Here is a 13,783-nt window from a genome sequence, read left to right on the forward strand (position 1 = left end):
AATGAATATACGGGAAAACCGGGAAATGGCGTGAGTCGTGGGTCGACTCACGTCTCACGACTGACGCCTCACGACTAATTCCGTACATTTACTTCACACCAACACCCCTCGCCATGTCCACCCGACGCCGCTTTCTGCAACACACTGCCACAGGCTTACTTTCCTCTCTCGCCATTCCGGCCTGGAGTCGTAACCTTGAATCAGCTGTTAGAAATGCAGAAGGTGTATCGGCGATGGACCTGGCCTCCGAAGAGGATTTTTGGTATTATATCCAACAGGCTTTTACCGTAAACCCGGGTATCATCAACCTGAACAATGGAGGTGTAAGCCCGGCGCCACGCACAGTTTCAGAAGCAATGAAGCGGTACTACGATTTGAGTAATGAAGCACCCAGTTATTATATGTGGCGGGTGCTTGACCAGGGTCGTGAACCTTTACGCGCTAACCTGGCGGCAATGGCTGGTTGTGATCCCGAAGAGGTAACCGTCAATCGCAATTCATCCGAGGGATTGGAAACCGTCATCTTTGGCCTGCCGCTGCAAAAGGGGGATGAAGTGGTGCTGACCAAACAGGACTATCCCAATATGATCAATGCCTGGAAGCAAAGGGAATTGCGGGATGGGATTAAACTCGTTTGGATCAACCTGGAATTACCAAGTGAAAATGAATCCTACCTGATAGAACAGTTTACCAGGGCTTTTACAGCGAAAACAAAAGTGGTACATATCACGCATGTGATCAACTGGAACGGACAAATACTCCCGGTAAGAAAAATAGCTGATGCGGCGCATGCACGCGGGATCGAGGTTTTGGTGGATGGCGCCCATAGCCTCGCGCATTTTCGTTTCAAGGTCTCAGAATTGGGATGCGATTATTTTGCCAGCAGCCTGCACAAATGGTTATATGCACCAATAGGAAGTGGCATGTTGTTCATCAGGAAAGAGAAGATCGCTAAAATATACCCCTTGTTTGCCGCAGGCGAACCCCTTAGCGATAATATCCGCAAGTTCGAAGCGCTGGGTACGCGTCCGTTTTTCATTGAACAGGCCATTGGAAAAGCATTGGAGTTTCATGATATGATCGGTGGAGAAAGAAAAGAGAAACGACTGCATTATCTGAAGAATTACTGGATGGAAAAAGTAAAGGATCTGAAGGGTGTGAAATTCAATACCAGTCTTGACCCGCATTGGGGATGTGCGATCGGAAATATTGGATTTGAAGGAAGAAAACCCGAAGAATTGGATACCCATTTATTTACCAAACATAAAATACACACGGTTTCCATTAACTGGGAAAATATCAAAGGTGTGCGCATTACTCCGAATGTATATACTACAACCAAGGACCTTGATAAACTGGTGGAAGGGATAAGGGAGTTTGCAGGTTCTGGTAAATAAGGAACAGAGAAATAAGGAATAAGGAAATAAATGACAATCCTCGAATTTCTTCTTACTTCCTTATAGCTAATTTCTCTGTTCCAAGTTTCTTATTTACTACAGTTTCCAGGAAAGGGAAACATGAAAGATATCGGTTTTCAGGCTCGATGTGCTTCCACTAAATTCTTCTGCTATTTTACTGGGGTTTGTTGCTTTCAATTCGCTTTTGAATGCATGTTCGTAGGCGAAATTAAGCGCTACTTTATTCGAGGCTTGTACCGATACACCTGCCATGGCATGGTGTTTTACAATGGCCGGGAAAACAGGGAATATTGTGGCAGTGGGAACCGGGTTGCTTCCGTAAGCATAACCAAGACGTCCCATCCATTTTTTACTCAGGTCAAATTCGGCGCCGGTGCGGATGACAGCAGTGTTTTTCCATTCGAGCGGGAAATACATGGCAAAAGAACCCGTGTTTCCCATCATGGTATTGATATTGTGATTGGCGCCACCGCTTAACTTCATATCCATTTGGTCAAACGCTTTTTTCCATTGGATCCATTCAAGGTCTAATCCCAGCCGCAGGTGTTGTCCTGGCTTTACAGAGATACCAACCGCCAAAGAACCTGGCAATCCAAATTCATTATCGAGTGTGTAATTGGCAACGGCCCCTTTGGACAGATCGATCCCCATTTGGGCAAAGGCACCCATGGCAGCTGTTTGGGCATCTTGCGGTGACATGGAGGGGTTTTGTTGCATGATGCCAGCGACCACTTTGCCAAAGGCATCATTCATTTGAGCGGACATATCCATATCGGCCTTCCCTTTCTTGAAGTGAAGGGTGGTTGGCATGTTGTAATTGACCCCTAAGGAAAATTTTTCGGAGGGCTTATAGGCCAATCCGATCTTACCGGCAAATCCAAAGGTGGAGAGTTCGTGCATATTCGCTGCGGCGGTCACTTCGGTATAGGCCAGTCCTCCTTGTTCAAAGGGGGCTGAAAACATATCTCCGAAAGTCATCCCGGTTTGTGGGTTGATGACACCTTGCAGCATGGATGGGGGCAAGCTAAAGGGCATTTGAAATTCCATCCCACTATAGAGCAGGTGCGCGGATATACCAACGGATAATTGTTTGTTCAGTTGGTAGGCAAGTGATGGGCCGCCTTGCATGACCGCAAATTTTGAATGATAGGTCTGTTTGCCCGGGAAAAGGGCATGGTTCAGTTTGAAATCAGCACCCATACCACCTTGCGTATATAAACCAAAGCCATAGGTGAGTTTGCTTTCTTTTATTTTGCGCACATACCAGACAGAGGGGAGAGGAAAAAGTTTCTTATCTCCTTCGGCATCATTAATGCCGTTGGTGAAGCTAACGCCGGGGGCCATTAATGAAAAATTGATATCGAGTTGGGAGGAGTTCAGAAAGGCAATCCCAGCCGGGTTGTTCATCATCAGAGAGGGGTTGTCAAAAGTTCCTGTTACCGTTCCTCCGCGGCCGATGGTTTTGGCATCATACCCGATCAAGCGGGTACCATTCTGGGCATGGATGGAGAGGTTTCCCAGGATTAATCCGACAGTGGCTAGCAGTACTATCTTTTTCATCTGTTTAAATTTTATTTAGTTGAGGCCAGATGGAGCCTTGGATGATTAAAATAAACCTTACCCTTAGTGATTTACAGTTTATTTTAATCATGTCGGCTTCATATGGGAAGTTTTGGTAAACAATCAGAGCAAGCTACCCAGGGACATTTCGGGATACAATGACTATCAGTATTAGTAAAAATGATTGTGGTCAGGCCTAAATTTTTATATTTGTAGCCATGACCCCCAAAGGAAAACTCATTGCGATAGGCGGCTCCGAGGATAAGGGAACCGACCTGGAGAAGGGTGAATTTCTCCGTAATAACCTGAATTTTTTTGAACTGGGTATCCTTCGCCGGGTGGTGGAGGAAGCCGGAGGCGTTAACGCCCGAATAGAGGTCATTACTACGGCCTCCATGATCCCGCATGAAGTGGGGGAGGGTTATCTGGATGCATTTGGGAAAATAGGGTGTACCAATATCGGTCTCATGCATATCCGGACCCGACAGGATACACTGGTTCCCGAATATCTTGATCGGATACGCGCCTGCCAGGCCGTGATGTTTAGCGGAGGCAATCAGATGCGGTTAAGTGTAACGGATGGGGGCACAGAGTTTTTGGCCTTATTAAAAAAGCGGTACCAGCAGGAGGACTTCCTGATAGCGGGTACCTCGGCAGGGGCCATGGCCATGAGCAGCACAATGATCTATGAAGGCAATGCCACACGTGCCCACCTCAAAGGCGAAGTGAAAATGACCGCCGGATTGGGTTTTATTTCTTCGGTGATTATTGATTCCCATTTTGAGAAACGCGGACGCTTTGGTCGGTTGGCCCAGGCAGTGGCCACCAATCCCAGCTGTATTGGTATTGGATTAGGAGAAGATACCGGTATGCTGATCACCGAAGGGGATAAAATGGAAGCGATCGGTAGTGGATTGGTGATGATCGTGGATGGACATGATATCCTGCATTCGAATATTGCGGATATACCTGATGGCAATCCGATCAGCATTGAAAATTTGAAAGTGCATTTTTGTGAAAAAGGGAATGGATATGTTGTAAGCGCGCGAAAGTTCCTGATGGAAGCCAGCGCAGCCATGGAGGTGAAGTGAATTATCGGTTATGCGCAGTCACGAGACTTCGCGACTGCGCATAACTGAATTAATGAACACTTACCAAATAATAACTTTTTTTCCCTTTTTGGATAAGCAGGTATTCTCCGTGAAGCAGTAAGCCTGTTTCTACTTTAAACGCCACATCCTCCACTTTTTTTCTATTGATCGATACGCCACCGCCTTGCACCATTTTACGTGCTTCACCTTTGCTGGGGAAGATGGTGGAATCTGCCAGAAAACTTACGATATCTATGCCTTCCTCCAACCGTGTTTTGGGAAAATTAAATTTGATAACACCCTCCATATTTTCCAGGTCTTCCCGGCTAAGACTCTCGGCAGGAGCTGATTGATTGGCGAATAGTTTTGCCGTTGTCTCCAGCGCTTTATCCAACTCTTCCTGACCATGCACCAAACGCGTAACTTCTTCGGCCAGTTTTTTCTGGAGCAGGCGTTTGGAGGGATCCGTTTGATGTGCCGCTATCAAATCGTTTACTACCGGTTGGGTAAGGAAGGTGAAGATCCGGATCCATTTTTCCGCATCCGTATCTGTCGCGTTTAACCAGAACTGATAGAATTGATAAGGGGTTGTTTTATTGGCATCCAGCCAGATATTTCCACTCTCTGTTTTGCCAAATTTACCCCCATCAGCTTTTGTGATCAGGGGGTTGGTGAATACAAAGGCTTCGCCACCTGCCTTGCGACGAATAAGTTCGGTCCCGGTGGTCATATTTCCCCACTGGTCACTTCCTCCCATTTGCATTTTACACTGTTTGTTTTTATACAACCAGTAAAAATCATAGCCCTGCATTAACTGATAGGCGAATTCGGTGTAGCTGATGCCTGTTTCCCCATCGATCCGTTTCTTTACGCTGTCCTTGGCCATCATGTAATTCACGGTGATATGCTTACCTACATCCCGAAGAAAATCGATAAAGGAGATGTCCCGGAACCAATCATAGTTATTGGCCATTTCCGCGGCGTTGGGACGTGCCGGGTCAAAATCAAGAAACCGTTCCAACTGGGCTTTTACGCCAGCCACATTTCGTTGCAGGGTCGCTTCATCCAGCAGGTTCCGTTCTTCACTTTTGCCACTGGGGTCGCCCACCATACCGGTGGCACCCCCGACAAGGGCAATGGGTTTATGTCCAGCACGTTGAAAATGAACCAGTAAGAGGATAGGAACCAGGCTGCCTATGTGCAGACTGTCGGCTGTGGGGTCAAATCCAATATAGCCCGTGGTCATTTCTTTCTTGAGTTGTTCCTCGGTTCCCGGCATGATATCCTGGATCATACCCCTCCATCTGAGTTCTTCAATCAGGTTCATTCTGTGCAATTTTGTGCCGCAAAAGTAAAACAGAAAGCGGCAACGTCGTCCTAAAGCAATAATTTTCTAACTGTTTCGTTTTCAGTAGTTAATCCATATCCCTGTCAGAAGCTATGTATTCTGCAGGCCAATTTGTAATTTTACCGACCGTCTAATCCTATGAATAACAGTCATTTTAAATTGCTTATCCGAAAATAATTGGAATGAAAAAACCACCCCTCATTCTCACCCTATGTCTTGCCCTTTGTTGCACGCAAGGATTTTCCCAATTCAGGAAATATTCCAATGAATTTTTAAATATTGGTGCTGGTGCCCGCGGATTGGCCATGGGTAGTGCTCAGGTAGCTTCTGTTCAGGATGGTAGTTCCGGTTATTGGAACCCCGCCGGTTTGGTTGGGGTAAAAGATGTTCCTCAATTAAGCCTGATGCATGCCGAGTATTTTGCCGGCATAGGAAAATACGATTATGCCAGTATCGCCATTCCCACCACGGATAAGAAAAGGACCTTTGGAATCAGCGCGCTTCGGTTTGCGGTGGATGACATCATGAATACCCTTTTCCTGGTAGAACCCGATGGCTCCATCAATTACAATAATATCCAGGCTTTTTCCTCTGCCGATTATGCTTTCATTTTTTCCCTGGCCCAAAAACTAAAGGAGTCGGATAAACGTAATATCCATTTTGGAGTCAATGCCAAAGTGATTCACCGGAGTGTTGGACGGTTTGCCAAAGCCTGGGGTTTTGGACTGGATGCCGGGGTACAGATTTTCCAGGATAAGTGGAAATTCGGTTTGTCGGCCCGGGATATTACGACCACGTTCAACGCCTGGTCATTCACTTTTACCGAGAGAGAAAAGGAAGTTTTATACCTGACGAACAATGATATCCCGGTGAAATCCACCGAGCTCACGGCCCCCCGGTTGGTCCTGGGTGTGGCACGTGATTTCAAGATCAGTAAAAAAGTAAATTTATTGGCCGAAGCCAACTTCGACCTCACTTTTGACGGTAAGAGGAATACGGTGATCAGTGCCGATCCGGTGAGTGTGGATCCAAAACTGGGGTTAGAGTGCAATATCAACAATGTATTCTTTCTCCGTGCCGGGATCAATAATTTTCAACAGGCCCTGGCAGATGGGGATACCCTGAACCAGAAAAAGGTATGGATCTATCAACCCAGTGCGGGCGCCGGGTTCAATGTGTCGAATGTGACGATTGACTATGCATTCACCAACCTGGCCAACCAGGCGAACCCCTTGTTCACGCACGTGTTTTCACTCCGGTTGAACCTGATTAAACCGAAAAAGAAAAAGTAACCGCTACCCTAAATAAACAGTATTCCATGAAACGATTTTTACTATTCATCCTGCTGTCGGCCTCCTTGCTTGTCCAGGGGCAGACCTACAACAATGAATGGATCGATTACAATAAAACCTACTACAAATTCAGTGTAGGCACTACGGGGTTGCACCGCATTTCCCAGGCCACCCTGAACAGTCTGGGTATCGCCGGCACACCGGCGGAACAATTCCAACTCTGGCGGAATGGAAAGCAAGTGCCCATTTATACCAGCACGGCTACTGGTCCCCTCGCCAGCGGTGGGTATATTGAGTTCTGGGGCTTACGCAATGATGGTTATCCCGACCGGGAATTATACCGTAACCAGGATTACAAACTGATCGACAAGTATAGCATGATCACGGATACGGTGGCTTTTTTCCTGACCATCAATCCCAATACCGCTCAGAATCTGCGGCTGGTAACCACCGCCAATAATGTAGCGGGAAATGTGCTCCCTGCCGAACCTTATTTCATGTATACAGAGGGCAAGTATTGCCGTGACTATATAAACCCGGGTTTTTATATCGATGCCGGAGAATATGTACACTCCTCTACCTATGACCGTGGGGAGAATTTTATCTGTTATGATATTGGCGCCAATGCCACCTTTTCCCAATACCACAACGTTTTTCTCTACAGTGGCGGACCTGCTGCTACCTTCAAACTGAATGTAGCGGGAAATGCTATCAATATCCGGAATATCCGTGTCAAGATCAACGGAGATAGCATCCTTGGGCAAAATGTGGACTTTCTAAACTATGCACGTTTGCAAGGTACTGTTCCGCTGTCATTGCTGGGTTCTGGAACGGCGCAGGTGGAGATCAAAAATACAACTCCCGGAACCTATGACCGGATGGTCATTTCCCAATATGAATTGATCTATCCGCGGGTATTCAATTTTGATGGACAAAAGAATTTTGAATTCAGTCTTCCTGCCAATCCGGCCGGGAATTATCTTCAGATCACCAGCTTTAACTATGGGTCAACAGCCCCCATTCTTTATGACCTGACCAATGGGAAAAGATATGTGGCAAATATCGCAACCCCCGGACAGGTGCGTGTTGTGTTGGAACCCTCAGCCGTAGAAAGACAATTGGTCCTGGTAAGCCAGGATCCGTCTAACCTGCGTAATGTAACAAGCATGATTACCCGTAATTTCCTTGATTATTCGAACACACTGCTTCAAGGGGATTATATCATCATTTCTGATCCGGTACTGAATACCACTGCTGGTGGCGCACACCCACTGGATGAATATGCAGCCTATCGCAGTTCTGCTAACGGAGGCGGCTTTAATGTTAAGATCTATCCGGTCAACGAACTGGTGGACCAATTTGGTCTGGGGATTAAGAAAAACCCCGCCGCTTTGCGCAACTTCCTTAGCTGGGCAAAGAATAATTTTGCTACCCGTCCCAGGTTTGTCTTCCTGATCGGCCATGGGATGACCTACGACTATTATTACTATTATCAAAGTACACCGGAAGGGGAGAAACTGAACCTGGTGCCTACCTATGGCGCCCCGGCTTCTGATTGGTTGCTGGTCACCGATTCAGCACAGTACCTGCCCCATACTCCCATTGGACGTCTTTCTGCCATCAATGGTGAGGAAGTAACCGTTTACCTCAACAAGATTACACAGTATGAGGATGCACAACGATATACCTCACCCCTGATCTCCGAAAAAGCCTGGATCAAGAATTTTGTCCATGTAGTAGGAGCCAGTGATTCCAATACGCAGCGCCAATTGGAAGGTTATATGGAAAATTATAAGATCATTATTTCCGATACCTTGGTAGGCGCCAATGTCGCTTCCTTTAGTAAGAGCTCTGCTGATGCAGTACAACCATTGACAGATGAAACCTTGCAGAACCTGTTCAGCACCGGGATCAGTCAGTTGGCTTACTTCGGGCACTCTTCCGCTACTGTTTTGGATTTTAACCTGGACAACCCCGACCGATATAATAACCAGGGAAAATACCCGGTCTTTATCGTGATGGGTTGTAATGCGGGTAACTTCTTTAGTTATAACCCGGCAAGGTTCTTTATTAAGGAAACACTTTCGGAGAAATTCGTATTGGCCGACCAGCGAGGCAGTATTGCATTCCTGGCGAGCTCGCACTTTGGTATTGCGCACTATCTCCATCGGTATAATTCCCAGACCTATTCGGCACAATCGAGCCCTGCATTCTATAACAAATCGATGGGGGAGATTTTGCTTCAATCCATAAACCAGTTGTATGCGACGACCTCGTTTAATGACTTCTTCTCCCGTATGCATGCAGAGGAGAATACATTCCATGGAGACCCGGCGCTGAAATTAAACACACAACCCAAACCCGATTATGCAGTGGAGGATCCTATGGTGGTGATCGATCCCGGGTTCCTTTCGATTGCCGATACGTCTTTTAATGTGAATGCCCGGTTTATGAATATGGGTATGGCGGTCGACGATTCAATCGTGGTGGAGGTCAAGAGAACCTACCCCAATGGCTCCACTGAGGTTGTGCATCGGGATACACTGGCCGGTATCCGGTATATGGATTCTATCGCTATTTCATTACATATCCTTCCCGCCCGTGATAAAGGCCTAAACAAGATCACGGTAACCATTGATGCGGACATGCGTGTGGATGAGATGTATGAGACCAATAACTCGGTCACCAAGTCATTCTTTATTTATGAGGACGATATCAAGCCGGTTTATCCGCTTGACCTTGCCATCATCAATAAACAAAACATCAAACTGATCGCATCGACTGCCAATCCCTTTAGTGTTTCGCAACCGTATAAAATTGAGATCGATACTACCGCCTTCTTTAATTCACCATTCAAGTTGGCCCAGACCGTGACCACTTCGGGAGGTTTGTTGGAATATAGCCCCGGACTCACCTTCACAGATAGTACCGTATATTATTGGAGAGTGTCTTCGCTGGATACTGCCGGTGATCCGGCCAAATGGAACACGGCTTCCTTTATTTATCTGGCAAACAGTGAACTTGGATTTAACCAGTCTCACTTCTTCCAGCATACACAATCGACGGAAGACAGATTGTATATCGATTCGGCCGATCGAAGATGGAAGTATCATCCGGTCACCCATAATCTATTCGTCCGGAATGCGATCTATCCAACAGGAGGTACGCAGAATGCCGACTTTACCATTTCGGTAGATGGTGAGGTACACCACAACGGGGGATGTAATTACAATGAGCTTATCATCAACGTATATGATTCCCTGATGTTCCGCGCGATGCAGAATGTTTATAGTGGTGGCGTCGGTCTGTATGGAAGTGTAGCGGCAACCTGTGGACCATTGCGAACACAGAATTTCCAATATTTACTTGGCGATACAGCCTGGCGCAGAAAGGCCATGCAATTCCTTGAGAATGTGGTACCTGATGGAGCCTATGTGGTGATTCGATCCAATACAGCCCCCTGGTTTGCTGGCAATACATATGCTGCGGCTTGGGCAGCTGATACATCTATCTATGGTTCTGGAAAATCACTTTACCATACCCTGAAAAATCAGGGACTCTACAATATCGATCTGTATGATACCATGCGTTGTTTTGCCATGATCTATAAAAAGAACAGGCAGGCAAGCTTTACCCCCAAAGTTCAATTTGGTCAAAATGAATATGACAGGCTGACCCTGACAGCAGATTGTGAAACGCCCGATTATATGGGCTTTGCCACCTCTCCGATCCTGGGCCCGGCCAAAGTGTGGAAACAGTTGAAATGGAGAGGGACCAGCAATGATGTGCCCTTTGAAGATATTGCTACAGTGGATATCATTGGAGTAACCAGTGAGGGAGTAGAAGCCCCGTTGCTTACCGGTATCGGGTATGACGATCAGGATTATGATATTTCAGGTATCGACGCCAATGCATACCCCTTCCTGCGGGTGCGTATAAAGAATATTGACTCAACCCATCTTACACCCTACCAACTCAGGTACTGGCGGTTATTGTATGACCCTGTACCGGAAGGCGCCGTGGCACCCAATATCCTTTTCGCCCCCACCAAAGACACATTTGATGTGGGAGAACCCGTGGATTTCCGCCTGGCCTTTAAAAACGTGAGTGATGCAGATTTTGATAGCCTGCGGATAAAACTTGTGGTCACGAACCAAAGTAATGTAGAGAACATCATTCCTGTTGGTCGATTCAAACCATTGCTGCACGGGGATACGGTAACGGTAAGGCACTTTATTCCCACCAGCACCTTTGTAGGGAAGAACTCCCTTCATGTTGATGTGAACCCGGATAATGACCAGCCTGAACAATTCCATTTCAATAACTTCCTGTACAAGGAGTTTTATGTAAAGGCAGATCAGACAAACCCCTTGCTGGACGTTACCTTTGATGGAGTGCATATCCTTAACCGGGATATTGTTTCCTCCAAACCACATATCACGGTCAAACTCAAGGATGAATCAAAATGGATGATCCTCGACGATACAGCCGGTGTGAAAGTTCAGGTAAGATATCCCAACGGAACCTTACGCCCTTACTATTTCAGCAATGCAGATACCCTGACCTTTACGGAAGCAGGTATCGCCCCCAATAATGACAATACGGCCACGATCGATTTCTATCCCTACTTTACCGAGGATGGGGATTATGAACTGATCGTAACGGGTGAGGACAAGAGTGGAAACAATGCCGGTGCCATTGAATACCGGGTGGCCTTCCAGGTCATCAATAAACCGATGATCTCGAACTTGCTGAACTATCCCAATCCGTTCACCACTTCTACTGCCTTTGTGTTCACCATTACAGGTAGCGAAGTGCCGCAGAATATGAAGATCGAGATCATGACCATTACCGGTAAGATCGTTCGCGAAATAACCATCGATGAATTAGGCCCGCTCCATATCGGAAGAAACATCACCGAATTTAAATGGGATGGAACCGACCAGTTTGGTCAAAAACTGGCAAATGGTATCTATCTCTACCGCGTGGTCACAAATCTGAATGGAAAATCCCTTGAAAAGTATAAGGCCGAGGATGACAATACGGATAAATACTTCAACAAAGGGTATGGAAAGATGTACCTGATGAGGTAAGATGTTGGATGTTGGATGTTAGTTGTTGTTTACAAACATCCAACATCTAACATCCAACTTCTCCTCCGTATCTTTGCCCCCTATGGCAAAGATCGCTATCAACATTGCAACAGGCAGCCTGCAAAAGGAAGAAATGATCGTGGGGATTGATCTCGGGACGACCAATAGCCTTGTTGCGATCATTCATCCTGAAACCAAAAAACCCATCGCTCTCCGGGAGCATGATTCTTCCTCCCTGGTACCTTCCGTTTTGCATTTTGATGGGGCCGGAAATATCACCGTAGGCGAACCCGCCAGGCAGTTTCTTATCAGCGAGCCGGCCAACACTATTTTTTCCGTGAAAAGGTTGATGGGTAAATCCTATAATGACATCCGTCAGAACGCCTCCTTTTTTACCTATAAAGTTTTTGATGATAATACAGACAGTCTCGTCAAAATTCAGGTTGGCGATCGCTTCTATTCTCCCGTTGAATTGTCCTCTTATATTTTAAAGGAATTAAAATCCCGCGCCGAGCATATTTTAAAAACACCCGTCACCAGGGCCGTGATCACCGTTCCGGCTTACTTCAATGATGCACAAAGACAGGCTACCAGAGACGCCGGAAAATTAGCCGGGCTGGATGTATTGCGCATCGTCAATGAACCGACAGCGGCCAGTCTCGCCTATGGTTTGGGTTTGAACCGTGAAGAATCAAAGACCGTTGCTGTGTATGATCTGGGTGGTGGAACATTTGATATTTCTGTCCTGCGGATAAACGGAGGTATTTTTGAGGTCCTCTCCACCAACGGTGATACCTATCTGGGTGGCGATGATCTTGACCAGGCCATTGTCAGACATTGGCAACAGGCTTTGGGTCTTTCAGATTCCGAAATTCAATTACACAAGAGTCTGGCACAAGAACTTCGCCTTAAAGCAGAGGAAGCCAAAAAAGCGCTCAGCTCTTCGGATGAATTTACCGGGGAAATAGCGGGAAGCCCTGTTACACTTTCCAGAAATGAATTTGAAACCCTGGTCATCCCGCTGGTGGAGAAAACCATTACCTGCTGTGCCAATGCCTTGCGCGATGCGGGGCTTACGTACAATGACATTGATGAAGTGATCATGGTGGGTGGTTCAACCCGTGTGCCTTTGGTAAAGAATAAAGTGAGCCAGTTCTTCCAACGCCCGGTACATGATGATCTCAATCCCGATGAGGTGGTAGCCCTGGGAGCAGCGGTACAAGCGGATATACTGGCCGGGAATAACAAAGACATTCTGCTGCTGGATATCACCCCTCTTTCATTGGGTATTGAAACCATGGGCGGACTGATGGATATTCTTATACCCCGTAACTCCAAAGTACCGTCCAAGGCCGGACGACAATACACCACCCAGAAAGATGGTCAGTCAGGAATGCGTATTTCCGTATTTCAGGGAGAACGTGACCTGGTTAAGGATAACCGTAAACTGGCAGAATTTAATCTGACCGGCATCCCGGCTATGCCCGCCGGACTTCCCAAAGTGGAAGTGAGTTTTCTTATCAATGCCGATGGGATACTCAATGTAACGGCCAAAGAATTGCGGAGTGGTGTTTCTCAAAGTGTGGAAGTAAAACCTCAGTATGGTTTGACCGATGAAGAAGTGGAGCGGATGTTGATGGAATCCATCACCCATGCCAAAGAAGATATGCAGGTTCGTGCCCTGGTTGAGGCCCAAACCGAAGGCCGGCAAATATTGGATACAACGGCCGGGTTTTTGGAAAAAAATGGATCCTTACTGACAGCCGAAGAAATTGCACAAACCCGTTCGGCCATACAAATCCTGCAGGATTTGCTCAATACAGGTACTAAGGATGAGATACAGAAAAAGATTGAAGAGTTGAATGAGATATCACGTCCCTATGCGGAACGTGTTATGGACACCGCCATAAGTAAAGCCATGGCCGGGAAAAATATCCAGGATTCATTGTAGGTGCGTTCTCTTGTTCTCTGCGGTGAATCC

At 46.7% G+C, this 13,783-nt stretch carries 7 protein-coding genes; 5 read left to right on the plus strand and 2 right to left on the minus strand.

The genetic code is table 11. The features are described 5' to 3' along the window. Window positions 1–113 precede the first annotated feature (113 nt). Window positions 114–1,397 carry an aminotransferase class V-fold PLP-dependent enzyme gene (locus J0M30_07280; protein MBN8667294.1) on the plus strand — a complete coding sequence of 428 codons (1,284 nt, stop codon included), beginning with the start codon at window positions 114–116 and terminating at the stop codon, window positions 1,395–1,397. 96 nt (window positions 1,398–1,493) lie between these two features. Here the strand turns inward: J0M30_07280 and J0M30_07285 are convergent, their stop codons facing one another. Continuing rightward, window positions 1,494–2,978: an outer membrane protein transport protein gene (locus J0M30_07285; protein MBN8667295.1), complete on the minus strand. Its 1,485-nt coding sequence runs from the start codon at window positions 2,976–2,978 to the stop codon at window positions 1,494–1,496. Window positions 2,979–3,196: 218 nt separating this feature from the next. Here J0M30_07285 and J0M30_07290 point away from each other — a divergent pair, with 218 nt between their 5' ends. After that, window positions 3,197–4,069, plus strand: coding sequence for a cyanophycinase (locus J0M30_07290; GenBank protein MBN8667296.1), 873 nt, complete (start codon window positions 3,197–3,199; stop codon window positions 4,067–4,069). A gap of 49 nt (window positions 4,070–4,118) precedes the next feature. On the opposite strand, the gene J0M30_07295 is transcribed toward J0M30_07290, so the two are convergent. Next, entirely contained in the window at window positions 4,119–5,396 is a 1,278-nt protein-coding gene (locus J0M30_07295) for a tyrosine--tRNA ligase (GenBank protein MBN8667297.1), read from the minus strand. Between the two features lie 203 nt (window positions 5,397–5,599). Here J0M30_07295 and J0M30_07300 point away from each other — a divergent pair, with 203 nt between their 5' ends. The 3 genes from J0M30_07300 to hscA all read left to right on the plus strand — a co-directional run bounded on the left by J0M30_07300 (window position 5,600) and on the right by hscA (window position 13,753). Continuing rightward, complete coding sequence (locus J0M30_07300) at window positions 5,600–6,709, plus strand: PorV/PorQ family protein (protein MBN8667298.1); 1,110 nt, start codon at window positions 5,600–5,602, stop codon at window positions 6,707–6,709. 26 nt (window positions 6,710–6,735) lie between these two features. After that, window positions 6,736–11,802 carry a hypothetical protein gene (locus J0M30_07305; protein MBN8667299.1) on the plus strand — a complete coding sequence of 1,689 codons (5,067 nt, stop codon included), beginning with the start codon at window positions 6,736–6,738 and terminating at the stop codon, window positions 11,800–11,802. An 82-nt stretch (window positions 11,803–11,884) separates the two neighbouring features. Next, entirely contained in the window at window positions 11,885–13,753 is a 1,869-nt protein-coding gene (hscA, locus tag J0M30_07310) for a Fe-S protein assembly chaperone HscA (protein ID MBN8667300.1), read from the plus strand. Window positions 13,754–13,783: the final 30 nt, after the last annotated feature.

The sequence above is a fragment of the Chitinophagales bacterium genome (assembly GCA_017303415.1).
In the GTDB taxonomy this organism is placed as follows: domain Bacteria; phylum Bacteroidota; class Bacteroidia; order Chitinophagales; family Chitinophagaceae; genus SpSt-398.

What these genes read in the sequence shown, in the direction of transcription:
- hscA (MBN8667300.1), top strand. Translation starts at nt 11,885, where the DNA reads ATGGCAAAGATCGCTATCAACATTGCAACAGGCAGCCTGCAAAAGGAA.
- J0M30_07290 (MBN8667296.1), top strand. Translation starts at nt 3,197, where the DNA reads ATGACCCCCAAAGGAAAACTCATTGCGATAGGCGGCTCCGAGGATAAG.
- J0M30_07280 (MBN8667294.1), top strand. Translation starts at nt 114, where the DNA reads ATGTCCACCCGACGCCGCTTTCTGCAACACACTGCCACAGGCTTACTT.
- J0M30_07305 (MBN8667299.1), top strand. Translation starts at nt 6,736, where the DNA reads ATGAAACGATTTTTACTATTCATCCTGCTGTCGGCCTCCTTGCTTGTC.
- J0M30_07300 (MBN8667298.1), top strand. Translation starts at nt 5,600, where the DNA reads ATGAAAAAACCACCCCTCATTCTCACCCTATGTCTTGCCCTTTGTTGC.
- J0M30_07295 (MBN8667297.1), bottom strand. Translation starts at nt 5,396, where the DNA reads ATGAACCTGATTGAAGAACTCAGATGGAGGGGTATGATCCAGGATATC.
- J0M30_07285 (MBN8667295.1), bottom strand. Translation starts at nt 2,978, where the DNA reads ATGAAAAAGATAGTACTGCTAGCCACTGTCGGATTAATCCTGGGAAAC.